Source organism: Gordonia polyisoprenivorans NBRC 16320 = JCM 10675, assembly GCF_000241325.1.
Lineage (GTDB): Bacteria > Actinomycetota > Actinomycetes > Mycobacteriales > Mycobacteriaceae > Gordonia > Gordonia polyisoprenivorans.
Map to the genome: position 1 here is coordinate 75,138 of NZ_BAEI01000025.1, position 23,030 is coordinate 98,167.

The 23,030-nt window shown below is 66.5% G+C and carries 27 protein-coding genes and 1 pseudogene; 14 read left to right on the plus strand and 14 right to left on the minus strand.

The genetic code is table 11. From position 1 onward, the window contains the following. Positions 1-38: 38 nt before the first annotated feature. Entirely contained in the window at positions 39-602 is a 564-nt protein-coding gene (locus GOPIP_RS06475) for an HD domain-containing protein (protein ID WP_006368787.1), read from the minus strand. An 81-nt stretch (positions 603-683) separates the two neighbouring features. On the opposite strand from GOPIP_RS06475, the gene GOPIP_RS06480 reads away from it, so the two are divergent. Next, positions 684-2,024: a flavin monoamine oxidase family protein gene (locus GOPIP_RS06480; protein WP_006368788.1), complete on the plus strand. Its 1,341-nt coding sequence runs from the start codon at positions 684-686 to the stop codon at positions 2,022-2,024. A 78-nt stretch (positions 2,025-2,102) separates the two neighbouring features. After that, positions 2,103-2,396: a YiaA/YiaB family inner membrane protein gene (locus tag GOPIP_RS06485; RefSeq protein WP_035727355.1), complete on the plus strand. Its 294-nt coding sequence runs from the start codon at positions 2,103-2,105 to the stop codon at positions 2,394-2,396. Positions 2,397-2,428: 32 nt separating this feature from the next. Here GOPIP_RS06485 and GOPIP_RS28560 read toward each other — a convergent pair whose 3' ends face one another. Beyond that, positions 2,429-2,584, minus strand: a complete 156-nt coding sequence (locus tag GOPIP_RS28560; protein WP_006368790.1) for a DUF6131 family protein — start codon at positions 2,582-2,584, stop codon at positions 2,429-2,431. A 100-nt stretch (positions 2,585-2,684) separates the two neighbouring features. Between GOPIP_RS28560 and GOPIP_RS06490 the strand changes: the two genes are divergently transcribed. Then, positions 2,685-3,497, plus strand: a complete 813-nt coding sequence (locus GOPIP_RS06490) for a DUF1206 domain-containing protein (RefSeq protein WP_006368791.1) — start codon at positions 2,685-2,687, stop codon at positions 3,495-3,497. Positions 3,498-3,556: 59 nt separating this feature from the next. On the opposite strand, the gene GOPIP_RS06495 is transcribed toward GOPIP_RS06490, so the two are convergent. After that, the gene (locus GOPIP_RS06495) at positions 3,557-4,414 is read right to left on the minus strand and encodes a LysR family transcriptional regulator (RefSeq protein WP_035727335.1); all 858 of its coding nucleotides are present in this window, start codon (positions 4,412-4,414) and stop codon (positions 3,557-3,559) included. 74 nt (positions 4,415-4,488) lie between these two features. Between GOPIP_RS06495 and GOPIP_RS29385 the strand changes: the two genes are divergently transcribed. Beyond that, entirely contained in the window at positions 4,489-5,466 is a 978-nt protein-coding gene (locus GOPIP_RS29385) for an EamA family transporter (protein WP_006368793.1), read from the plus strand. On the opposite strand, the pseudogene GOPIP_RS29800 reads toward GOPIP_RS29385, so the two are convergent. Beyond that, positions 5,377-5,991: pseudogene (locus GOPIP_RS29800) on the minus strand (EamA family transporter); the annotation flags it as partial. The gene GOPIP_RS29385 and the pseudogene GOPIP_RS29800 sit on opposite strands and share 90 nt — an antisense overlap. Here GOPIP_RS29800 and GOPIP_RS29395 point away from each other — a divergent pair. Further along, positions 5,900-6,157 carry a hypothetical protein gene (locus tag GOPIP_RS29395; protein WP_244421116.1) on the plus strand — a complete coding sequence of 86 codons (258 nt, stop codon included), beginning with the start codon at positions 5,900-5,902 and terminating at the stop codon, positions 6,155-6,157. The pseudogene GOPIP_RS29800 and the gene GOPIP_RS29395 sit on opposite strands and share 92 nt — an antisense overlap. Positions 6,158-6,220: 63 nt before the next feature. Beyond that, positions 6,221-7,150, plus strand: coding sequence for a LysR family transcriptional regulator (locus GOPIP_RS06505; RefSeq protein WP_006368794.1), 930 nt, complete (start codon positions 6,221-6,223; stop codon positions 7,148-7,150). A 14-nt stretch (positions 7,151-7,164) separates the two neighbouring features. Here GOPIP_RS06505 and GOPIP_RS06510 read toward each other — a convergent pair whose 3' ends face one another. Genes GOPIP_RS06510 through GOPIP_RS06520 form a run of 3 tightly spaced genes read right to left on the minus strand, consistent with a single transcriptional unit; the run spans position 7,165 to position 10,276 of the window. After that, on the minus strand, positions 7,165-8,025 hold the full coding sequence (locus tag GOPIP_RS06510; protein ID WP_006368795.1) for a short-chain dehydrogenase/reductase: 861 nt from the start codon (positions 8,023-8,025) through the stop codon (positions 7,165-7,167). Beyond that, complete coding sequence (locus GOPIP_RS06515) at positions 8,022-9,533, minus strand: flavin-containing monooxygenase (RefSeq protein WP_006368796.1); 1,512 nt, start codon at positions 9,531-9,533, stop codon at positions 8,022-8,024. Before GOPIP_RS06515 ends, GOPIP_RS06510 begins: the two co-directional genes overlap by 4 nt. Then, positions 9,530-10,276 carry a hypothetical protein gene (locus GOPIP_RS06520; protein WP_006368797.1) on the minus strand — a complete coding sequence of 249 codons (747 nt, stop codon included), beginning with the start codon at positions 10,274-10,276 and terminating at the stop codon, positions 9,530-9,532. The genes GOPIP_RS06515 and GOPIP_RS06520 overlap by 4 nt, the downstream gene beginning before the upstream one ends. Positions 10,277-10,417: 141 nt before the next feature. Between GOPIP_RS06520 and GOPIP_RS06525 the strand changes: the two genes are divergently transcribed. Then, positions 10,418-11,053 (plus strand): TetR/AcrR family transcriptional regulator, encoded by a 636-nt coding sequence (locus GOPIP_RS06525; protein ID WP_026920464.1) that lies wholly within the window; start codon positions 10,418-10,420, stop codon positions 11,051-11,053. On the opposite strand, the gene GOPIP_RS06530 is transcribed toward GOPIP_RS06525, so the two are convergent. Beyond that, complete coding sequence (locus tag GOPIP_RS06530) at positions 11,050-11,538, minus strand: hypothetical protein (RefSeq protein WP_006368799.1); 489 nt, start codon at positions 11,536-11,538, stop codon at positions 11,050-11,052. The genes GOPIP_RS06525 and GOPIP_RS06530 overlap by 4 nt on opposite strands. A 34-nt stretch (positions 11,539-11,572) precedes the next feature. After that, entirely contained in the window at positions 11,573-12,052 is a 480-nt protein-coding gene (locus GOPIP_RS06535) for a MarR family winged helix-turn-helix transcriptional regulator (protein ID WP_006368800.1), read from the minus strand. A gap of 162 nt (positions 12,053-12,214) precedes the next feature. Here GOPIP_RS06535 and GOPIP_RS06540 point away from each other — a divergent pair, with 162 nt between their 5' ends. The 5 genes from GOPIP_RS06540 (at position 12,215) to GOPIP_RS06560 (ending at position 17,022) form a co-directional block, all read left to right on the plus strand. After that, positions 12,215-13,447, plus strand: coding sequence for an amidohydrolase family protein (locus tag GOPIP_RS06540; protein WP_006368801.1), 1,233 nt, complete (start codon positions 12,215-12,217; stop codon positions 13,445-13,447). Further along, positions 13,444-14,400: an amidohydrolase family protein gene (locus GOPIP_RS06545; RefSeq protein WP_231386893.1), complete on the plus strand. Its 957-nt coding sequence runs from the start codon at positions 13,444-13,446 to the stop codon at positions 14,398-14,400. Before GOPIP_RS06540 ends, GOPIP_RS06545 begins: the two co-directional genes overlap by 4 nt. Positions 14,401-14,511: 111 nt before the next feature. Beyond that, entirely contained in the window at positions 14,512-15,078 is a 567-nt protein-coding gene (locus tag GOPIP_RS06550) for an NADPH-dependent FMN reductase (RefSeq protein ID WP_006368803.1), read from the plus strand. A gap of 11 nt (positions 15,079-15,089) precedes the next feature. Then, positions 15,090-15,788: a TetR/AcrR family transcriptional regulator gene (locus tag GOPIP_RS06555; protein ID WP_006368804.1), complete on the plus strand. Its 699-nt coding sequence runs from the start codon at positions 15,090-15,092 to the stop codon at positions 15,786-15,788. Between the two features lie 40 nt (positions 15,789-15,828). Then, positions 15,829-17,022, plus strand: coding sequence for an FAD-dependent oxidoreductase (locus tag GOPIP_RS06560; protein WP_006368805.1), 1,194 nt, complete (start codon positions 15,829-15,831; stop codon positions 17,020-17,022). A 6-nt stretch (positions 17,023-17,028) separates the two neighbouring features. Here GOPIP_RS06560 and GOPIP_RS06565 read toward each other — a convergent pair whose 3' ends face one another. After that, positions 17,029-18,216 carry an arylsulfotransferase family protein gene (locus GOPIP_RS06565; protein WP_240524038.1) on the minus strand — a complete coding sequence of 396 codons (1,188 nt, stop codon included), beginning with the start codon at positions 18,214-18,216 and terminating at the stop codon, positions 17,029-17,031. Between the two features lie 209 nt (positions 18,217-18,425). On the opposite strand from GOPIP_RS06565, the gene GOPIP_RS06570 reads away from it, so the two are divergent. Next, positions 18,426-18,812, plus strand: a complete 387-nt coding sequence (locus GOPIP_RS06570) for a hypothetical protein (protein WP_006368807.1) — start codon at positions 18,426-18,428, stop codon at positions 18,810-18,812. Positions 18,813-18,872: 60 nt separating this feature from the next. Here GOPIP_RS06570 and GOPIP_RS06575 read toward each other — a convergent pair whose 3' ends face one another. Together GOPIP_RS06575 and GOPIP_RS06580 are read right to left on the minus strand one after the other, a co-directional pair. After that, on the minus strand, positions 18,873-19,775 hold the full coding sequence (locus GOPIP_RS06575) for a hypothetical protein (RefSeq protein ID WP_210739390.1): 903 nt from the start codon (positions 19,773-19,775) through the stop codon (positions 18,873-18,875). Positions 19,776-19,859: 84 nt separating this feature from the next. Beyond that, positions 19,860-20,567 carry an SDR family NAD(P)-dependent oxidoreductase gene (locus GOPIP_RS06580; protein ID WP_006368809.1) on the minus strand — a complete coding sequence of 236 codons (708 nt, stop codon included), beginning with the start codon at positions 20,565-20,567 and terminating at the stop codon, positions 19,860-19,862. Positions 20,568-20,669: 102 nt separating this feature from the next. Between GOPIP_RS06580 and GOPIP_RS06585 the strand changes: the two genes are divergently transcribed. Then, on the plus strand, positions 20,670-21,533 hold the full coding sequence (locus GOPIP_RS06585) for a helix-turn-helix transcriptional regulator (RefSeq protein WP_006368810.1): 864 nt from the start codon (positions 20,670-20,672) through the stop codon (positions 21,531-21,533). On the opposite strand, the gene GOPIP_RS06590 is transcribed toward GOPIP_RS06585, so the two are convergent. Then, positions 21,519-22,112, minus strand: coding sequence for a peroxidase-related enzyme (locus GOPIP_RS06590; RefSeq protein ID WP_006368811.1), 594 nt, complete (start codon positions 22,110-22,112; stop codon positions 21,519-21,521). The genes GOPIP_RS06585 and GOPIP_RS06590 overlap by 15 nt on opposite strands. Before the next feature lie 28 nt (positions 22,113-22,140). Continuing rightward, a complete protein-coding gene (locus GOPIP_RS06595) occupies positions 22,141-22,965 on the minus strand; it encodes a serine hydrolase (RefSeq protein ID WP_035727345.1) in 825 nt (274 codons plus the stop codon). Positions 22,966-23,030: the final 65 nt, after the last annotated feature.

A 23,030-nucleotide genomic window follows, 5' to 3' on the forward strand; every position in this document is an offset into this window, starting at 1 on the left:
CCCTCGCCCAAAGCCCCGGCGCTAGAGCGGATTCGGCGCTATGCACCACCGGCGTCGAGCCGGCTCGTCACACGTTCGCGTACGGCGCGAAAGTACGGTGCGCGGTGCGGGTGGGCGCGATGATGCGGCGAGTCCGGGCCGTGCCGGTCCAGCATGTCGCGCATCCGGTCCTCGACGTCCATCACGGCGTGGCCGGTCGGGCTGGAGGTCTGGTCGGCCAGCGTCAGCGCGTCGGTCACCTCGTCCTCGACGAAGGTGAAGTCGCTCAGTGCTTCGTCGATGCCGCGTTCGGCCGCGATGTAGCGCGCGCCGGAATGGTGGGCGACGAGAGCGCACACCTCTTCGGGCCAGCCCCGCGCGCGGAGATACCGTGCGCCGTCGACGGGATGAAAGCCGGTGTCGCGCAGTGCGGGAACGTAGCCGATGTCGTGGAGCCAGGCGGCGGCGATCAACGCATCGCGCCGTCGCGGATCAACGGTTTGGGCATACCGGGTGGCCTGCGCGGCCACGCGGGTCACGTGGCGGAGCCGGTTCGGATCAGAGGCCAGGAGTCGTGCTGCGAGTTCTCGCGCCGCGTCCGTGAGCGCGTTCTCGTCGTCCACAACCTCTCCTCCGCGTCCCCCGACGGCCCGGCACGTGTGATTGTGCCACGACGCCCCACACCGGACGATAACGTCTGTCAGATGTCACGACCGTCGCCACACACCGTCGTCGTCGGAGCCGGCGTCGCCGGGTTGACCACCGCCAGGTTGTTGCACAGGTACGGCCACAGCGTCGTCGTGCTGGAGGCCCGCGACCGGATCGGTGGCCGCACCCACACCGACCGCTCCGACGGATATGTCACCGATCGGGGTGCCTCGTGGATTCACGGCATCGACGACGCCCCGTTGTTCGACGCCGCCCGCGCGTTCGGTATGCGGACCGTCGAGTTCACCGTGGGCAGTTATCAGCCACTGAGTCGGCCGACCGCCTACTACGGCCCCGACGGTTCCCGGCTGAGCGACGCACAGATCGCCGCGTTCGTCGAGGACATACAGACCGTCGACGCGCTGCTGTCGGACGCCATCGGCTCGGCCGGTCCGGGGCGCTCCTACTGCGACGCCGTGGAGGACACCTTGGCCGGGCTCGACTGGACGCCCGGCCGCGCCGAGCGGGTGCGGGAGTTCTTGGCGCACCGCACCGAGGAGCAGTACGGCGTGGAGAGTGGCGAGCTCGATGCCCACGGTCTCGACGACGACGAGACCCTCGGCGACGAGGTGGTCTTTCCCGACGGCTACGACCGACTGGCGTCGGCGCTGGCGCAGGGGCTCGACGTGCGGTTGGGCCACATCGTGACGCGGGTCCGGTGGTCGGCGGAGGGTGTCGTCGTGGCATCCGATGCCGGGGAGTTCGCCGCCGATCACGTCGTGTTGACCGTGCCGGTGGGGGTGCTGAAGTCGGGTGATCTGACCGTCGATCCACCGCTGCCCGAACCACTCGCCGGTGCGCTCGACCGGCTGGAGATGAACGATTTCGAGAAGATCTTCCTACGCTTCGAGCACCGATTCTGGGATGACGGTGTGTACGCGGTCCGGCGGCAGGGGCCGGCCGGTCGCTGGTGGCATTCGTTCTACGACCTGTCCGCATTGCACGGCACGCCCACGCTGCTGACCTTTGCCGCCGCCGACTGCGCCCGCGCGATCTGCGGCTGGTCGGACCGTCGGATCGCCGATTCGGTGCTCGACGCACTGCGCGAGATCTACGGCGATGCCGTGAGCACACCGATCCGTGTCGACGTCACCCGGTGGCGCGACGACCCGTTCGCGCGGGGATCGTATGCGTATATGACCGTCGGCTCGACGACCGCCGACCACGACGTGCTCGCCACCCCGGTCGGCGACGGCGTGCTCCACATCGCCGGTGAGGCCACGTGGACCGACGACCCGGCGACGGTGACCGCAGCGCTGATGTCGGGGCATCGGGCGGTGGGCAACATCCTCGGCCATCCGGTGCCGCTCGAGGAGTTGTGGCAGAAGGGCACGTGACCTCCTGGCCGAATCACCCAGCAAGGTCGCGTGAATCTACTCATGGCGCCACCGGGACCGGTTGCGATCGTTGTCGGCATGGCAACCTCAGAGATTCCCCAGAACCCCACCACCGCAGCGTTCTTCCTCCAGGCAGCGATCGCCTTCGGCGTCAGCCTCGCGACCGCCGTCGTCGGCGTCTTCTATCTGCCGATCGACGCCTGGCAGCGCGGTTTTCTCGCAATCACCTTGCTGTTCCTCACATCCAGTACGTTCACCCTCGCCAAGGTGGTGCGCGACCGGCAGGAGCAGACGTCGGTGCGGGCACGACTCGACGAGGCGAGGGTGGACAAGTTGATCGCCGAACACGATCCCTTCAGCAAGGTTTCATGATTCGGGTCTCGGAGTTCGGGGCGCGGGCTCGGTCAGAAGTAGTGGGCGCGTCCGCCCACCGCACGGCCGGTGGCACCGAGGATCGCGAGGATCAGACCGATCACCACCAGGATGATGCCGATGGTCCATAGGATCGGGATACCGAAGATGAGTCCGAGGATCAGACAGATGGCGCCGAGGATGATCATGAGAAGCCTCTCGAGATGACGCGGATGAGGACTGCTCGGCGCTGCTGCAAGCACCTTCCACCCTAGACCTCCCGCACCCCGACGTATACGGAGTCAGCAGATGATCGACAAGAATCCGGCCGACGCGGTACGGCAGGCGACCGGGCGCGGCGAGTTCGAGGCCCTGGCCCGCGCCGGTCACGTGGTGAGCGGGTTGTTGCATCTGTTGATCGCCTACATCGTCGTTCGACTTGCCTTCGGCGATCCGGGAAACGCCGATCAGTCCGGTGCGTTGGGTTTGTTCGCGTCGTCGACGGGTGGGCGAATGGCGTTGTGGGCTGCGGTCGTCGCCTTCGTCGCGATGGCGTTGTGGCGCATCGCCGAAACGATCATCGGACCGCATCCGGCCAACCCGAAGCCCGGTGAGGACGACGGCTGGCTCGATCGCGCCAAGGCCGCATCCCTGGCCGTGGTCTATCTCGGATTTGCTTGGTCAGCAGCGCAATTCGCGTCAGGCCATGGACAGTCCAGTGGCAGCCAGAACGCCGGGATGAGCGCCAGGCTGATGGAATCGGTTGCCGGCAAAGGACTTCTGATCATCGTCGGACTCGTCATCATCGGCGTCGGTATCTATCACATCTACAAGGGCGTCACGAAGTCGTTCCTTGACGACCTCACCATCGACGACAACCCGGCGCTCACGGTGACCGGCGTCGTCGGTTATGCGGCCAAGGGACTTGTGCTCGCCGGCGCCGGCGTGCTGGTGATCATCGCGGCGGCGACGGCCGACCCGGCCAAGGCCACCGGTATCGACGGTGCGGTCAAGACGGTCGCGGGATGGCCGGCCGGCCAGGTTCTGCTCGTCCTGGCCGGTCTCGGGTTGGCGGCCTACGGCATCTACTGCTTCGTGATGGCGCGTTTCGCGCGGATGTGACAGTGCGTTTCACGCGGAGGTGACAGTGCGTTTCGCGCGGATGTGACAGTGCGGCTTGATCACGTCGAATAGAGGCGTGTGGTCGTGGTGATCAGGTCACCGAGCGCTGCCGGCTCGTGATCGAGCCACCACGCCAGCCGGACCGCGATCCGTGGGCCGTCCTTGACGGGGCGGTAAGTGATGTCACCGCGCGCGTGGTGATGAGCCGTGGATTCGGCCGTGGTGCCGACGCCGCGGCCGGCGGCGATGGCGTCGAGCCAGCCCTCGACGTCGTGGATCTCGACGACCTCGGGTGAGCGTGCCGTCCCGGCCCACAGTTCGCGGTGGGTGGTGCCCGACCGGGTGTCGACGAGTACCGGGCGGGTGGCTACCTCGGCCATCGTCAGACTGCGTCGGCGCGCCCACTGCGGGTCGTCGGTGGCGAAGGCCACCAGCCGCCGTTCGAGGCCGACGATCGCCGATCCGAACCGCTTCTCGTCGACGGGAACCCGGACGATGGCCACGTCGCAGAGCCCGTCGGCGAGTCCGCCGGTTGCCGAATTGTGTCGCACGAGTTCGAGTTCGGTGTTCTCGTGCTGTCGGGCCCACTCGCGTTGCAGCGTCGTGGTGTGCTTTCCCAATGCGGCCCAGGCATATCCGAGCCGGAGAATGGCGTGGCGGCTGTCGAGGAACTGGGTGAATCGTTGTGCCTCGGCGAGTACTCGACGGGCGTGCGGCAGCACCTGTCGGCCGGTGCTGGTGAGTTCGCATCCGCGGGGAATCCTGCGCAACAGCGTCTCACCCACCGAACGTTCGAGGGAGGCGATGGTTCGCGATACCGCGGCCTGTGAGACGTACAGGCGCTCAGCCGCCTCGGTGAACGATCCGGCATCGGCAGCGGTGACGAAGAAACGAAGTTCACGCAGGTCCCACTCCATGACCAAAGCGTATACCTACGTCAATATATGCACTGGTCATCGGTATCGGCCACTCATACCGTCAAGGTATGCACATGTCTCGTCAGACGCGCGGCATCGGACTCGTCCTGGGCAGCGCAGCATCCAATCAGACCGGAGCCGCCCTGGGCGCCATGGCCTTTCCGACGCTGACCCCGGTCGGGGTGGTCGCCGTGCGGCAGATCGTCACCGCCGTTGCCCTCATGGCAACGATCCGTCCGCGGGTCCGCGGGCTGACCCGCCGACAATGGCTGCCGATCATCGGTCTGGCCGTAGTGTTCGGGGTGATGAATCTCGGCCTGTATTCGGCGGTCGACCGTATCGGGCTCGGTCTGGCGGTGACGCTGGAATTCCTCGGGCCGCTCACCATCGCGGTGTGCGGAGCACGCGGCACGGTGTCGGTCGGGTGTGCACTGACCGCGGCACTCGGCGTGGTGACACTGACCCGCCCCGGCCCGACGACCGACTACGTCGGGATCGGGTTCGCGCTGATCGCCGCGCTCTCATGGGCGTGTTACATCCTGCTCAATCGCTCGGTGGGCCGTCTGGTGCCCGGAGTGCAGGGCAGCGCCCTGGCCGGTCTCGTCGCCGCGGGTGTGTGGATGCCCATCGCCATCGGTTGGCTGCTCACCCACCGGCCCACCGTCACCGCGCTGGTTCTCGCGGGACTGTGCGGCGTGCTGTCGTCGATCGTGCCGTACGTGACGGACCTGACTGCGCTGCGCTGGATTCCCGCGCACCTGTTCGGGACTCTGACGAGCATCAACCCGGTGTGGGCCGCACTGATCGGCGTGATCGTGCTCGGTCAACGACTCGGGGGCCTCGAGTGGATCGGGATCGGGCTCATCGTCGTGAGCAACGCGGCCGCGCTTGTCGCCCACCGTGGTGCCGATGCTGGCGATGATCACCAGGACGATCGCCGTCAGCCGCAGGGCACCGGCCGCCTGTCCGAGCAGCACCCAGCCGGCGATGGTGGCGACGATCGGTTCGAGGCTGAGCAGCACTCCGAACACGTGCCGCGGCAGACGGCGTAGTGCCCCGAGCTCCAGGGTGTACGGAATGACCGACGACAGCAGTGCCGTGCCGAGAGCGGCGAGCGCGACAGTGGTGTCGAGGTGTCCGGCCGTCAGGCCACCCATGCCGAACGGCAGGACGCACACCGTCGCGACGACCAGTGCCATCGCCAATCCGCCGGAGCCCGGAACTCGTTGCCCCACACGCGCACTGGTGAGAATGTACAGAGCCCAGAACGCGCCGGCGATCACAGCGAACAAGACGCCGAGGGGATCGAGGCCCGCCGCCTCGGTCATGCTCTCGACTCCCAAGAGCACCATCGCGGCCAGCGCCAGGCCGACCCACACCAGGTCGGTGCGTCGTCGTGACAGCACAGCGGCGAGGATCAGTGGGCCCAGGAATTCGATGGAGACCGCCACGCCGAGGGGCAGCCGCGCGATGGCCTCGTAGAAGGTGCCGTTCATCCCGGCCAGCGCGACACCGAAGGCCACGACCGATCGCCACTGCCCGACGCTCCAACGCCATGCCCGCGGCCGCGCCATCATCAACAGGAGGATTGCGGCAAGCCCCAGACGCAGCGTGGTGACCCCGGCGGCGCCGAGCGCGGGGAACGCGATCCCGATGGCCAGCGCCGCGCCGAACTGCAGCGAGACGCACGAACCCAAGATCATCAGCACCGGCATGACTACCAGGATCACGCGTCGGCGCTGATCAATCCAGCGAATGTTTCTACTCATCTACCATTAGCAGAACTGAACAATTCTGGAGGTGGTGATGCTCAACGTCAGCCGCCTGCGCATCCTGCGGGAGTTGCATCTACGGGGCACCCTGGCCCAGGTCGCCGAGGCGTTGTCGTACACACCGTCGGCCATCTCCCAACAGCTGTCGCTACTCGAGCGCGAGGCGGGCGTGGCCCTGCTCGAGCGAGTCGGGCGAGGTGTCCGGCTCACCGATCAGGCGCTGACACTCGTCGCGCACGCCGAGGTGATCCTCGCCGAACTCGAACGCGCCGAGGTCGACCTCGCGCAGGCCCAGCCGTCGGTGCACGGAGTGCTGCGCGTGTCGTCGTTCCAGTCGGTGGTGGCCGAGATCGTCCCGCGGGTGCTGACGCTGCTCGAACGCAGCCATCCCGCGTTGCAGGTGGAGCTGACGCTGCGCGAGGTCGAGGGCGCGTATCGGGGATTGCTGTCACACACCTTCGATCTCATCCTCGGCGAACAGTTCCCCGGGCGGCCCTCACCGGTCCGGCCGGGCACCGATCGCGCCGACCTCATCCACGATCGGCTCCTGCTCGCCGTCCCGGCACAGGGACCGCTGGCGGTGGAGCCGTCCGGACTTGCCGAACTCGCCGAACTCCCGTGGGCACTCGAACCCGCGGGGACCGACAGCGGCGAATGGGCACGCGCCGTGTGTCGTTCGGCCGGCTTCGAGCCGCGAGTGCGGTTCGACGGCCCAGACACCCTGCTGCATTCGAGGTTCGTGGCCAACGGTCACGCACTCGCTTTCGTTCCCGCGTTGATCGCCGGCGACGACCCGCGACTGCGGCTCTACGCCCTACCCGGCGACCCGGAACGGAGTCTGTTCACCGCGGTCCGCACGGGCCGGTCCGGCCATCCCGCCGTACGTGCGTTTCGAGACGCGTTGGCGCAGGCGGCTGCTGAACGTGGGCCGCAGGTGCCGAGCGTCGAACTGTTCCGCGCGTAGATCACCCACTGACCTCACCAGGTGTGATGCCCGGCCGCATCGGCTCCGCGGTCGACTTCGGCCAGCAGCCGGTGCATGGTGGCCGAGCGCACGAGATATCGATCCAGGAGCGGGTTGGCTGCTCCGTGAACCCATTTGAGCGCTCGCCATCCGGCCGGCGCGAACGATTCGCCGTGCCGGTGCACGACGTTGCCGACGATGACCCGAGCCGCGTCGTCAGCTGAGATCCGTCGACTCAACGGCCACGGCAGCAGTCCGCCGATCTGACGTCCCAACTCGTCGGAATCGAGCATGTCGTGTGTCATATCGGTGTCAACTATCCCGAAGTAGACGACACCTGCGGAGGCTCCGTGGGGAGCGAGCTCGAGGCGGAGAGCACGGCCGAGCTGGCTGACCGCGGCCTTGCTGACCATGTACGGCGATCCACCCGCTCCGGGCGCGAACGAGGCCCCCGACGACACGATGACCACGTGGCCGCCGCCGGCGACGATCTGATCGAGCGCCGGCCGGACGGTGTTGTACACGCCGGTGATGTTGACACCGATCACCCGATCGAACTCGTCATCGTCGAGCGCACGGACGGTGGCCGGAGTCGGACTGACCCCCGCATTCGCGACGATCACGTCGATCGATCCGAAATGCTTTGTCACCGAACGCATCACCCGCCGCATGCATTCTCGGTCCCGGACGTCTGCCGCATAGGCCACCGCATTCGGGCCCAGATCTTTCGCGGCCGCATGCACCCCGACGGCGTCGCGGTCGACGAGCGCAACCCGTGCCCCGAGACGCACCATCCGCGCGGCAACTGCTCGGCCGATACCCTGTGCGGCGCCGGTGACGACGACGACCTTGCCTGCCGGGTCGAGGCGATTCATGAAGCACGCTCCGCCATGGGACTGCGTGGTCCGACGTCGAAGGCTGCAGCGTCGAAGTGCTCTGTGCGACGGGCATATTCGAAACTCCATCCCGGATACAGGCCGGCATTGCGACCGTCGGCGGTGTGGTAATAGCTCGTGTCGCACCCACCGGTCAGCCACACCGTGTGCTCACTGCGCCGGTTCATCTCGTCGACGAACTCGTCCTGTGCACCCGCGCGGACCTCCACCCGCACGACGCCGCGGTCCCGTAACTGACCGAGCGCGTCGACGATGTAGCGGCATTGGGCCTCGATCATGTAGATCGCCGACTGGTTGCCGACCGCGCCGAATGCACCGAGAGTGGTGAAGAAGTTCGGGTATCCGGCGGTCGCGGCGCCCAAGTAACTGCGCGGACACTCCCGATAGTCGTCGGCGTAGGTGCGTCCATCGAGGCCGTGAATTCGCTCGTACACCGCCGGCGGGACCTGGAATCCCGTCCCGTACACGATGGCGTCGACGGGGTGCTCGTGTCCGTCGCGTGTGATCACCGAGCTGTCGGTTATCTCGGCGATGCCGGCGGTGACGACGTCGACGTTGTCTCGGGTGAGCGCCGGGAGGTAGTTGTCAGAGAAGATCGCCCGTTTGCATCCGATGACATAATCGGGGGTCAGCATCCTCCGAAGTGTGCGATCGCGCACCTGCCGGCGCAACTGGAACCGCCCGAGCAGCTCGAAGGGGTATCGAAACCGCGCGTCGACGAAGCCGACGAGCCCGAAGCTCTCGATCGCCAGGTAGTAGACCGTGCGGAGCAGGCGGCGCAGGGCCGGGACGCGGCGCAGGAGTGATCTCTCGACGGCGCTGGTGGTGCGGTCCATCCGTGGCACGATCCACGGGGCGGATCGTTGGAACACCACCAGGTGCTCGACGTGCGGTTGCAGCTCCGGGATGAATTGGACGGCCGAGGCTCCGGTACCGATGACCGCCACCCGCTGCCCGGATGGGTCGAAGTCGGTGGGCCAATGCAGTGAATGAAAAGCCTTGCCGGCGAATCGTTCCCGTCCGGGTATCGCGGGGTAGCGCGCCTCTCCATAGACGCCGGCGCAGGTGATCAGGAACCGGGCGGTCATCGGTCCCCGGGAGGTGGTGAGACGCCACAGGGAGCCCGTGTCGTCCCAGTCGGCCCGGAGAAGCTCCGTGTCGTAGCCGATGTGGTCGAGCACCCCATGGCGGTCGGCAACCGTCTGCAGATACTCGAGAATCTCCGGTTGCGTGCCGTAGGTCCTCGACCAGTCGGGGTTGGGCGCAAAGGAATAGCTGTACAGGTGCGACGGCACATCGCACGCACACCCCGGATACACGTTGTCCCGCCATGTTCCGCCGAGTTCCTCGGCGCGTTCGAGTATCACGAAATCCTGCAGCCCAGCTTTGCGTAACGAGGCCCCCAGCGCGATCCCGGCGAAACCTGCTCCGACGACGACGATCTGATGGTCGGGTCCGTCGATCGCTTCGGGCCGGCGGTCGGTCATCGTCGGGCGAGTTTCTGTCGGAGACCTCGGGTGACCGCAGGCACCTTGGACAGGCCCATGAGGGCGCGAAACTGCCAGCTGTCGTCACGCGGAAGGATGCCCGCCCGCTGGACGCCGTCGAGAAAGTCATAGAGGGTCTCGCCCTCTTCCATGAGGCCGTCGGCGTTGAAGTGGTATCGGTCGACCGCGGGGGCCTGGATGAATCGGCCGTTCCCGTAGATGGTCGGAGCGGAATCGTCGTACGGGTGCAGCCTGAGCGGACCGCTCCAGTGGCCGCTGCCCATGTAGCGGATGACCGTCCGCACGGTGCCCTCGGGAGTGACGTCGATGTACACCTGGTCGGGAAGGGGGTCGTACCGCCAGTCCGGGATGGCATCGAAGAATGCGAAGTTGTACTTGACGAACTCGTCGATGCCGACGATGGTCCGGCCGAAGGTGGTGACGTCGGTGTACCGGATGTCCTGGGTGTACAGCTCGTCGTTGATGGTCATGTCCCGCACCAGGAAACTCCACCAGTACTTCTTCGCCCAGGTCATGACCCACGACAGATCCTTGTCGTGGACGTTGCTCAGGTAGTCGAGCTTCGTGGCGAAGGCGTCGAACCATTCCCGGGTGCTCGCCATCAGCTCGGCTTCGGGAATGGCCCTGATCGGCACTGCCCGGTTCGAATCGAGGTACTCGGGTACCGGACGCGAGAGACGCGGTTGGGCGAGGGATCTCTGGAACTCTTGTTCGTCGTACATGTCGACCTCCTGGACACCGTCGGATCGATCGAGCACCTGAGCCCGACCAAACATGAATCACATGATTCATCTGATATCGGGTGATGTCAATTGCGGGCCGACTCGGTCCGGCTCATCGAGGTGTGGTGCAGTATTGCGGTCATGAACACGTCCAAGGTGTGGGGTGGCCAGAGTCCACAAGACCGGTCGTCGAGCCGCCGGGAGTCACTCCTCTCGGCGGCCGAAGCCCTGTTGGGCGATGGGGGCGCCGTGGCCGTGACGATGCGCGCGGTGGTCCGCGCAGCGCAGCTGAGCCCTCGCTACTTCTACGAGAGCTTCGCCTCCCGTGAAGAACTACTGTTCGCCGTTCACGACCGGGTCGAAGACCAACTCCTGCAACGCCTTCAAAACGTGAGCAGTTCCGGTGACCTGCGCGATGCGGTGCGTTCATCGTTCGAGATCATCCGCGACTTCTTCGAGGAGGATCCGCGCCGCGCCCGCATCCTGTTACGCGAGCCCCTGGCCGACGACATGCTCCGCTCGCACAGCGCCACCCGTATCCCCATCTTCACCCGAGCCGTCATTCAGCTTCTCGCACAGGGTCATCCGGAGGTCGCCGAGGCTACCGGCGGCGACGAAGCGGACTGGATGATCAGATCCACGGCGCTCTCGGGCGCCCTGATCTCGTTGTACCTGGAGTACACCGATGGCCACATCGACGTCGAACCGGACCGCCTGGTCGATGCGGCCGTGGACCTCGTGTATGCGCTCGGGGGTTTACGCGATACGCGGCCCTAGTCGTCTCGCGAGTCCTCGGCGGCGGCAAGGATGTGGGACGTACGCGCCGTCTGCATCGCAGCGTTGCCCACCGCGACGGCCGCCGCAAGGACGATGATCACCCATGTCATCACTGGCGGCCAGTCGGCGATATGTACGAATTCCCACGTTTCTTTGATCGCGATGCAGGTGGCTCCCGCGGCGACGAGCAACCACCCCAGGGCGGTGTTGGAGAATGCCAGCATGCGCTGGACTTCCTCGGTGCTCATCACGCCGATCACTTCGCGTTTGATTCTGGTGCGTTCTCGGTGGTGCCGCCAGTAGGCGACCGGCGGTATCAGCCACCACCACGGGGAGATCGGTTGAGAAGGGGCGATCGTGTCGGGCAATGCCCGGCGCTGGGTCAATCCCTGGTCACGCAGTTCGGTAGCAGCTTGGTAGAGCGGCCCGGCCACCAAGAGCCATGCGCCCAGTGCGCCGAGGGCTGCGATGATCGGGTTTTCCACGTCAGGGCTCCTTGTCTGGACGGCGCTCGCGGGGCTACTCCGGTTCGGGTCGTCGCCGGTTCGTGGCGGCGACGCAGGCGTCGGCGTAGTCGACGAGCAGGGCCGCGAAGTCGCGGCGTTTTTGGGCGGGCCACTCGTGGGTGATCTCGAGGAATGCCTGTCGGTGTTGGCTGCGGAATCGGTCGCGCAGTCCGCGCCCGGCGTCGGTCAGTTCGATGATTGTCCGCCGCCCGTCGAGTTGCGATGCCTGCCGAATCAACAGGCCATCCTTGATCATCCCGGAGACCATGCGGCTGGCCTGAGACGAGTCGACACTCATCTGGTCGGCGACATACCCGACGGTTACCTCACCATCTGCTTCATCGACGATGTTGATGATCTGATTGCGCACCAGATCCTGACGGGTGACCGGCGGATCGACGTCGAAGAGCGCTGTCCGCCTCCGCAATCGGGCGAACGCGGCACCGACCTCGTCGAGTACCGCGTCGGGATCAGGTCTCGCGGCGGCACTCACAACAAATGACTGTAGTGCATGCGGTTGCCGATCAGCATTTCGCTGCTATCGTCAATTATGTGCAAATAGCAGCTATCTGTCGATCGCTTGCATCTGCCGCAGGGTCAGTCACCTCGCCGTGAGTGGATACGCTCACCGGCCTGTCCGCGGAAGGCGGAACGCATGACCACCACAGCAATCATCAACGCCCGAATCTTCGACGGAACCGACGTGCTCGAGGCCACCACACTGGTCGTCGACGGCACCGAGATCACCGCGGTGGGAGGTGAGATCCCCGAGGGCGCGCAGGTCTACGACGCGACCGGTGCCACCGTGCTGCCCGGCCTGTTCGACGCCCACGTCCACACCAGCGAATCCGCGCTGGCATTGGCGCTGACCTTCGGTGTGACAACCGAATTGGAGATGCAAGGCACGAATATCGGCGAGAAGCAGGCCGGTATCGGCCGCGACGACCGGCTGGCCGATGTACGCTCGGCCGGGTTCGGGCTGACTCCGCCCGGCGGTCACCCCAGCGAGCTGTTCCCCGAGGGCTTCCAGCCCGGTCCGCCGCCCGGGCAGGGCGGCCCACCCCCCGGTCCCGCGCCGGTGCGCCCCTTCGTGAGCACCCCGCAGGAGGCGATCGCCTACATCCCGCAGCTGATCGACACCGGTTCGGACTACATCAAGTTCATGGTCGACGACGGCAGCGTCGAAGGCCATCCCGGTATCCCCATGCTCGATCAGGCCACCCTCGACGCGGGCGTCGCCGAGGCCGCCCGATGCGGAATGCTCACCGTCGCACACGCATTGACGATTGATAGCACCCGGATGGCCCTCGACGCCGGGATCGGCGGACTCGCGCATCTGTTCATGGACCAACCGCACACCGACGAGATCATCGACCGCATCGTCGAATCCGGGGTGTTCGTCACCCCCTGCGTCGTCCTCAACGCCTCGATGATGGGCATCACCGGCGCCGAACTCGCCGACGACCCACGGGTCGCCTCGCGCCTCGACGAGGACTGGATGACCACTCTGCGCTCCAGCTTCAACCACTATCCCCAGGGCAGCCTCGACGACGTCCTCGCCTCGGTGAAGGCACTGCACGACCGTGGCGTCGACATCCTGTGCGGCACAGATGTTTCCGTGCCCCTACCGTTCATGGGCGGATTGGCTCACGGCGCCAGCGTGCACCACGAACTGCAGTACCTCGTCCGCGCGGGCCTGACCCCGGTCGAGGCCCTGCGGACCGCCACCAGTATCCCGGCCCGACGATTCGGCCTCGAGGATCGAGGGCGGATCGCGCCCGGGTTGCGCGCCGATCTGCTCGTGGTCGACGGCGACCCGACCTCCGACATCACCGCGACCCTCAACACCCGTGCGGTCTGGCGGCGCGGCACCCGACTGGGGTCGTGAGGGTGGCGGCCGCCGGGAGAATCGACGTCCACGCCCACTACTTCGGCGGCGCCGTCGCCGACCTGATCGCCGGTCGAGGTCCCGGCGGCCCCGACCGGGACCGGTGGACGGCCGACACCGCGCTGGATGTGATGGCCGAGTTCGACATCACCGCCCAGATCCTGTCGTTGCCGTTCACCCCGATGGCGACACCCGACGACCCCGGCTTCGCCACCCGCTTCGCCCGGCAGGTCAACGAGGACTACGCGGAACTGATCGCCACCCACCCGGGCCGGTTCGGGGCGTTCGCCGTGCTACCCGGAACCGGTGCCGACGACATGCTCGACGAAATCGGCTACGCACTCGACACCCTGCACCTCGACGGTATCGCCCTGAACTCGAACATCGGCGGCCACTACCTCGGCTCCGAGTTCATGGAACCCGTTCTCGCCGAACTGAACCGGCGGCGCACACCGGTGTTCATCCATCCCACCGACTGCGCACACGCCGCCGAACTCGCACTCGGACGACCACGCTCGGTCATCGAGTTCCCCTTCGACACCGCACGCAACATCGTCAACGCGCTCTACACCGGCGTCTTCCACCGCCATCCGAACCTCGTGCTCATCCTGCCGCACTGCGGCGGACCACTGCCCAGCCTCTCCTGGCGCATCAGCGAACACACCACCGTCGCCATCGGACCCGACGACACCCCGATCACGCCACAACACGTCGCCGACATGCTCGCCCGGCTCTACTACGACACCGCGATGGCCGGCGCTCCCGTCTCATTACTACCCACCCTGCAGATCACCGACATCAGTCACGTCCTCTTCGGCACCGACTGGCCGGCCGCCCCCGAACCCACCGTCGCCCGCACCATCGACCAACTCGTCCACGCCGGCCTCACCGCCGACGAACTACACGCCATCGAGTACGGCAACACGGCAAAACTGTTGAGCCGCTTCGGCTGATACATAGCTGCCACCTCATGAGACCGAGCTCACTCGACAATAGCGAACATGTTCGTTAAGCTGGAAGCGACAAACGAACATGTTCGTTAACGACGACGAGAGGAGTAGGACATGCGGATTGGTGTGATCTTGGGATCGGTGCGGCAGGGCCGCAAAGGTGAGGGCGTGGCACGCTGGGTTCTGGAGTCGGCATCCACCCGTGAGGCCACCTACGAGTTGATCGATCTGGCCGAGCACGAGTTGCCACATCTGGCCGAGCCGATGCCGCCGATGATGGGCAAGTACATTGACGAACGCACCAAGGCGTGGGCGCACCTGATCGACGGGTACGACGCGTTCATCATCGTGACCGCCGAGTACAACCACGGCATCCCCGGCGTGCTGAAGAATGCTCTTGACCACCTGTATGCCGAATGGGGTGGTAAGCCAATCGGTTTCGTCGGCTACGGCGTTGTCGGCGGCGCCCGCGCGATCGACCAGTTGCGGGTGCTGGCCGGGGTTCTGGGCATGGCCGATGTTCAGCCCGACGTCCAGTTGCAGTTGTGGTCGCCGGCGTTCGACGACACCGGTGTCGCCGCCGAGGGCCCGCATGTCGCGGCGCTGGCTAGCGTGTTCGACGCGGTCGAGGACTGGACCCGGTTACTGCGCCCGAATACGGTTGCCGCCGAACAGAACTGATCGAGCCGATCATGAGTGACACGAAACAGCCACACAGTCGCCGGCGCGGTCCGGCGAAGACAATGCTCTCGCGGCAACGGATCGTCGACACGACCATCGAGATCATGCGTCGCGAAGGCCTGCGCAAGGCGACGATGCGGCGGGTGGCCCAGGAACTCGACACCGGGGCGGCGTCGCTGTACGTCTACGTCCGCAACACCGGCGAGTTGCACGCCGCCGTCATCGACGAGCTGCTCGGCACCATCGACGACCCGGGCACCGGAACGTGGCAACAGCAGCTCGTCGAACTCGTCACCGACTATCGAGACGTATTGATGCGGGATCACGGGCTGGCACGCTCGGCACTGGTGATCCGCCCCAACGGGCCTCACCTGTTGGCATTGTTCGACCGGATGATGACATTGCTCATCGAGGGCGGTGTCGAACCGGTCAGTGCCGCGTGGGGCGCGGACATGCTGCTGCTTCACGCGACAGCAACCGCCGCCGAACACGCCGCTCCCGAAGACGGCGACGCCGATGCCGGTGATCTACCCGACGACGTCCACCACGCCCTGACTGTCGCCGTGCAGACCGCCGACTCCACATCCACGCCCGCGCTGGCCGAGCACGCCGACGCCGTCATGGCCGGCACCCCGGCCCAGCGGTGGGCATGGACACTGAACACCCTCATCGCCGGTATCGCAGCCGGCGAACGACCCCCCATCCCCTGACCGGCGTCACGCCGGAATACGTTGTGAAAGAAGGACAATCATGACCTCCACCCATTACCCCATCGCCATCATCGGCGGCGGTCTCGGCGGTCTGACCACCGCCCGGGTGCTGCACGCCAACGGCATCGACGCAGCCATCTTCGAACTCGAACCCGACCGCCACGCACGGACCCAGGGCGGCATGCTCGACATCCACGACGACAGCGGCCAGGAGGCCCTGCGCGCAGCGGGTCTGCACGAACAGTTTCTCGCCCTGATCCATCCCGGCGGGGAATCGATGCGCATCCTCGACACGACCGGCACCGTCCTCTACGAAGAGACCGACACCGGAGAACTCGACCGCCCCGAAATCGATCGCGGCACCCTGCGCGATCTGCTGCTGGACTCACTACCCGAGGGCACCGTGCACTGGGGCAGCAAAGTCACCACGATCGCGCCCGACGACTCGCAGACCGGCCGGTACCGCGTCGAGCTCGCCGACGGTGACAGCTTCACCACCGATCTGCTCATCGGCGCCGACGGCGCCTGGTCGAAGGTGCGTCACGTGTTGTCCGACACCATGCCCGACTACACCGGCATCTCCTTCATCGAAGCCGACCTGTACAACGCCGACACCGACCACCCGGCCGAGGCCGCGGTGATGGGCACCGGCATGCTGTTCGCACTCGGCGGGCCCACAGGCATCCTCGGGCACCGCGAAACCGACGGCAGCCTGCACTTCTACCTCGGACACCGAGCCGACGAAAACTGGGTCGACACCATCGATTTCAGCGACACCACCGCAGCCAAAGCCGCGATCCTCGAACTCCTCGACGGCTGGGACGACGATCTACGCGGCCTGATCGCCAACGCCGACACCGCACTCACACCCCGCCGGATCAACGCACTGCCGGTCGGATACTCATGGCCACACACCCCGGGAGTGACCCTGCTCGGCGATGCCGCCCACGTCATGTCACCGTTCGCCGGCGAAGGTGCCAACCTCGCCATGTACGACGGATCCCGGCTGGCTCTGGCGCTCGCCGCGCACCCCGACGACACCGACGCCGCATTGAAAGCCTATGAGACCGAGCTGTTCACACGTTCAGCAGCCTCGGCCGGCGACTCCGCCGAAAGCCTCGAGATGATCTTCGCCGACGACGCACCACGCGGCCTGGTCGAGATGTTCACCGCGATGGACCGGCCCGGCGCCATCGACGACGCCGCCCAGCAAGCACCCAAGGCCGCTCACTAGCTGAACTCACAACCCCTGCGGATACCAGAACGCGCGGTAGGTGGTCATCATCCCCGACAGGGTCGCGTCGTAGATCAGGTGCCCGGTCCGGTCGAAGGACGCCACGTGTCCGGTGGTGCCCCATCCGCCGAACACCGAACCGTCGGACAGTGTTTCGACGTTGCCCATCGCCCAGGCGGTGAGGTGGTCGGGATGGGTCCACCGCGACACCAGGCTGACGGTGCCCTTCTTCCAGTCAGGCCGGATGGTGAGGATCGACGACGGGCCGCCGGTGCCGGGAAGGCTGGAGTTGTTGTCGAAGAGCCGAATCGTGCCGTCGGGCAACAGCTCCGCGTCGTGCTGATTGCGGAACGTCGCGTTGTCGGCGACCCGCATGGTGGACCGATTGCCGCCGATCACCGCACGCACGGCGCCGGTGGTTCCGTCGACGAGGTACAGCGCCGAGGTGTTGCGTGAGGACACCAGGTAGTTGCCCTTGCCGTCGGGGAAGATGCTGTTGATGTGGAAGTAGTCGAGTCCCTGGCCCGGCAGCGGCAGCGGCGTGGTGGTTGCGGTCACCGGAACGTGAGACAGTGCGTCCCAAGAGAATTCGGTTCTGCCGCTGTCGATGTCGATGATGTAGAAGTGCGAGTCGACGACGGGGACCCGTGCTCCGTTGACCACGGCGGTGGTGCGCGCGTAGCTGGTCACCGCGGCGCGGCGTCCGTCGGGCAGGATGCGGAACTCGTGCAGGTCACCGGAGGTGCCGACCGGCGTCCGGAGTTGGTGCAGCACTTGGAAGTTGCGGTCGGCGATGAAGTAGGTCCCGTCGCCATGACCGGCACCGTTGGCACCCTGCCACCACGTGTACACACGCTGCCCGCGGTAGGTCTGTATCTGGAAGTTGCCGGCCTCCTGACCTTGTGGGATGACCCGTTGGTGCAGCAGCGCCCCGTTGCGGGCGCGGACCTGCAGCGTCACCGGGTCGTGGGCACCGATGGCCCCGATCGCTCGCGGTACGGCGGGGTTGTTCAGCAGGTCGGCGGGTGCCAGCAGAATCACGCCACCGAGACCGGGATTGCGATCCAATGTCACCGTGTAGCCGTTGGAGGCCGGTGGCGCAGCAGATGCCGTCGGCGCCGGCATCACGCCGAACCCGACGAGCGCCGACAAAAGGATCGAGAGCCACAGGCGCACGGCCACATTCTTCGTCACCCGAAGCACTCTGCCGCCGACCATCCCCCTGGGGCAAGTCTCTGCCCGATTTGAGTTCTTCCTGCGCGGATGGCGCGGGGCGAGTAGTCCGCTTCGCCCGATCCGCGTGCCGCACTACTCGTTACGTCGACGGTTGTCCGGCGCACAGTTCCTCCTACCGGCCCACTCCGGACCGGCCGCCAGAGAACCCAGCCCGAAAGGCCCCCGCCATGAACAAGAAACACCTCATCGGTGTCGCCGCGGTCGCGACCGGCATCGCCGCCGCAATCACGCCCGCCGCCACCGCCGCAGCCGCCGATCCCCCCGAAGCGCATATCCTGCTGATCGGTACCGACTCGGCTCAGGCCACGTGGAACACCCACGGCCGCACCGGATGCTCGGCCACTGTCACCGAAGGCACACAGGTGGAATCGGTCCCGAACATCCCTCCGACCGGTAGTGGCGGGATCATCAAGGTCACTCAGAATGCGACGTTGAAGATCACCTGCCCCGGCGGGGTCACGAGCGCCACCGCGCGGCTCTACGGACCGCGCAATCCATTCAACGACATGCGGACGAATTTCAACGATTCGACCGGTGATGCCTTCGGGTCGTGAGTGACCCTGGCGAGTCGTGACGGCGCCGCTCCCCCCGCGGCGGTGCCGTCACGGCGTCACTCAGGCCGAGAGCCCCATGCCGACCCGCTCACGCAACGCCTCGATCGCCGCCCGAGCACCCAGATAGTACGGTTTGGGCACCCGAATGACGTTGGGGCGCAACGCGGAGAGATGCTCGGAATCCTGCACCGAGCACGGCCAGAAATCGTCGGTGCCCGACGCGGGATGGTCGGTTGTCGAGAATTCGAGACAGCCGGTCAAAGCGCCACACCGATATTCGATGCCGGTGATGTCGGCCAGCGCGAGCACCTCGACATGCACTCCGGCCGCCGACCCGGACTCCCAGCCGGTCTTGCGGATTTCGACGCGGTCGTCGAAGGCTGCCAGCAATCCGTGCCGCCCCGCGTTGAGGACCATCCACGGGTAGTCACCGTCGCCGGCGTGCTCGTCGACGGCCTCCCACTGCGCCTCGGTCATCGGTTCGCCGTACACCGTCACCCGCCGTCGTTGCGCGCGTCGCCGTCGGGTTCGCTCGGCGGCTTCGGTGCGCTGCCGTCGCCACCGGGTCAGCGCGGGCGCCACATCGGCGCCCACCCCGGCGGAGTGCAGCGACTCGACGAAGTAGGTGAGGAACTCCGTCTCGTCCCGATGGAATTGCCCGAACACCCGCGGCCCGTCGACGGTGCGCAGTGTCAGCGTGGGCACCAGCCGCGCACCGATGAATTCGGCGCCGACGATGTCGTCGGCGGCCACCTGCATGGTGATGACTCCGCGGCCGGACGCCGCGGCCGAGTTGAATCCGAGAATCCGGGCGTTCGTGATCGCCACGCCCTCGACGGTCGGTTTGAGTCGGTGCACGGCGACGAACGCGGTGATCGTCTCCCCTTCGAGGAGGTGCGGCTCGAGACAACGCTGCCACTGTGCGGCGCCCAACGCCGACACCACCGGACTCAACTTGCTCATATCGGGAGCGTACGCCCAGGTCACCGAGGTCGCAGCGCGAGCGAATCAGACACCGGTCTGATTGGTGAGCGTTGCGCGGGACGCTCACCACTGCAGCGCAGCGTCGTCCTCCCAGAACGTGCCGGTCGGTCCGTCGGGCCCGAGTGAGGCGAGCCGGGCGACGGTCCGGGCGCTGATCTCGGGTGCGCGCCCGGGATGGCTGCCGGGCTCGCCGCCACCGAGTTCGGTTGCGGTGATCCCGGGTTCGACCGCGTTGATCTTGATGTCGGGATAGGCCTTGGCGTATTGGACGGTGAGCATCGACACCGCCGCTTTGCTGGAGCCGTACACGATGGACACGAAGTGCGACGCGGGTCGCGACGGTTCGTGGGTCGCCCAGAACGAGCCGAGAGCGCTGGACACGTTCACCACCACAGGATTCTCGGACTGCTGGAGCAGCGGCAGCGCGGCTTCGGTGACGCGGACGATGCCCACGGCGTTGGTGTCGAAGACCTCGAGAACGCTCGGACCGTCCATCGCCTCGGTGGCACCACCGGCTCGTTTGGCGATGCCGGCGTTGTTGACGAGCACATCGAGTCCGCCCTCGGCCGCGATCGTCTCGAATGCGGAGGCCACCGACGCGTCATCGGTGACGTCGAGCTGGACGAACTGCGCCCCGACCTCCTGCGCTGCGGCTCGCCCGCGACCCTCATCTCGTGCACCGAGGTACACCCGGTGGCCTCGGCCGACGAGGAGGCGTGCGGTTTCCTTGCCGAGGCCCTTGTTGGCCCCGGTGATCACTGTGGTTGTCATGCATCGATCCTCGCGCGTCGGCGGGTTGATAGGCAGCCGTCTGATTGTCGTAGGACTCGCAGTACCAGGACACCGCGCGGACTGCGGGAGCAAACTGAAGTGGTGCGCGTGGTGAAGAACGAGGAGTTCGGCAAGACCGTCCGGCGTCATCGGGAGCGCCTCTCACCAGAAGCGGTCGGCCTCCCGGGTGGTGGGCGGCGGCGCGCTCCGGGTCTGCGTCGCGAAGAGCTCGCCATGACCGCCGGTATCTCGGTGGACTATCTGACCCGGCTCGAGCAGGGCCGGGCGACGTCCCCTTCTCCGCAGGTCGTCGAATCGTTGACGCGAGCGCTGCGTCTTCCCGACGCGGACCGCGAACGGCTGTTCCTGCTCGCCGGCTATACCGCGCCCGGCATCGGGCTCATCCGCACCCGGATCGCACCGAGTGTCACGCGGATGCTCGACCGCCTCGCCGGCACACCGGTCGTGGTGTATGACGCCGCGTGGAATCTGCTGATCGCCAACCCCGCCTATGACGCACTCATGGGCGACACGTCGGTCCTCACGCGTTGGGAGCGGAATGCTCTGTGGCGCAACATCCACGGCCCGGCATCACGTGCCCGTCAGAGCGCGCAGGAGCACGACGCACAGATCAAGCGGCTCGTCGCCGATCTCCGCATGACGGCAGTACGCTATCCGACCGATCCGACGCTGCGCGATCTGATCGATGAATTGACCTCGTCGAGTGCGAGATTCACCGAACTCTGGGAGTCCGCCGACGATGCGCCGGCCCCCGACGCCGCACGTCACAAGGTGATCGATCACCCGACGGTCGGGCCGATCACCCTCGACTGCGACACCCTCGTCGTCGCCGGCGACGACCTGCGCATCATGATCTACACTGCGGAGCCGGACACTGCCGATGCCGAGAAGCTGGACCTGGCAATCGTTCTCGGCACGCAGGCACTGTCATTACGTGGACCGTGAGCGATCCCCGCGCCCCATCGCGTAGAACTCCTCGTTGGGCCGCAGATTGGTGGCGTTGGCGATCCGGTTGGACATCCCGAAGAACGCCGAGATCGACGCGATGTCCCAAGCGTCCTCGTCGGTGAAGCCGTGGGATTTCAGTGCGTCGTAATCGGATTCGGACACCGCGTAGGCCTCGGTCGAGACCTTGAGGGCGAAATCGAGCATGGCGCGTTGACGATCGGTGATGTCGGCCTTGCGATAGTTGGCGGCGACCTGATCGGCGATCAGCGGATTCTTGGCCCGGATGCGCAGGATCGCACCGTGGGCGACGACGCAGTACTGGCATTGGTTGGGGCTCGACGTGGCGACGACGATCATCTCGCGGTCGGCCTTGGTCAGATTCCCGGGCTTGTCCATCAACGCGTCGTGGTAGGCGACGAATGCCCGGAATTCGTCGGGGCGCCGGGCCAGCAGGAGGAACACGTTGGGGATGAAACCCGACTTCTCCTGTACCGCGAGGATGCGCTCACGCACATCATCGGGAAGGTCTTCGAGCGTCGGCGTCTCGAACCTGCTGATCGGGTGGGCGTCGGTCATGGTTGCTCCGTCTCAGCTGGGAGATAGGTCAGCCCAGGAGATCTCGTGCCACCTGGGACACGGTGACCTTACCCTGCGCCTGACCACCCTGGCCCGCAAGGTTGTTCATGATGGCGACGACGAATCGCTGGTTGTCGCCGGCGAATCTGATGGAGTTCATCACCGACCCGCCCTGCTCGTCGGACCAGCCGTTCTTGTTGCCGGGCGCCAGATTCGCGGGCAACGACTTGATCCCCCATTGCTGATCCGGTGCGACGCCGCGCATCTCGCCGATGAGGTAGGCGCGGTCGGTCGGCGCGGTGCGGGTGAGAACGTAGTCGACCAGTCGTGCGAGATCGCGCGGTGTGTCCTTCTGGAATCCCCAATAGGGATAGAACTCGGTGAATCCTCGCTGCGGCGCCAGCGACGTCATCCCGAACGCGCGGAAGTCACGGTTGAAGGTCTGGTGATCAGGCCCGGCGAAGGCGAACCAGAGTCGATCGGTCGCCTCGTCGTCGGAGCTGTTGAGCATGGCGTGCATGTCGGCGCGATTGGCGGGCGAGAGCGTGATCGCACCCGACCTCGCCCGATTCAGCAGGTCGGTGGCGATCGCCAGCTTGATCGTCGACGCCGTCCACACCGGGGTGTCGGCGTTGCGATCTGCGTACGTCGCGCCGGTGACGCGGTCGATCACCACGATCCCGGTGTGGCCCGGCCGGGTGGCCGCGTAGGCGTCGGCTGCGGTCAGCCGACCCGGTAGCTCGACGGCACGCGCGGTATCACCCAGAGGTGCGGCGTGTGCTGGTGCTCCGGTGACGGCCACGACCGATGCCGCCACCGCCGAGAGCGCTGCGGCGAGGGCTGTACGAATCATGTGTCGACGCATGGGCGCCACCGTACGGCACACCTTTCCTCGCGCCCCTCATCGTGCCGGATATG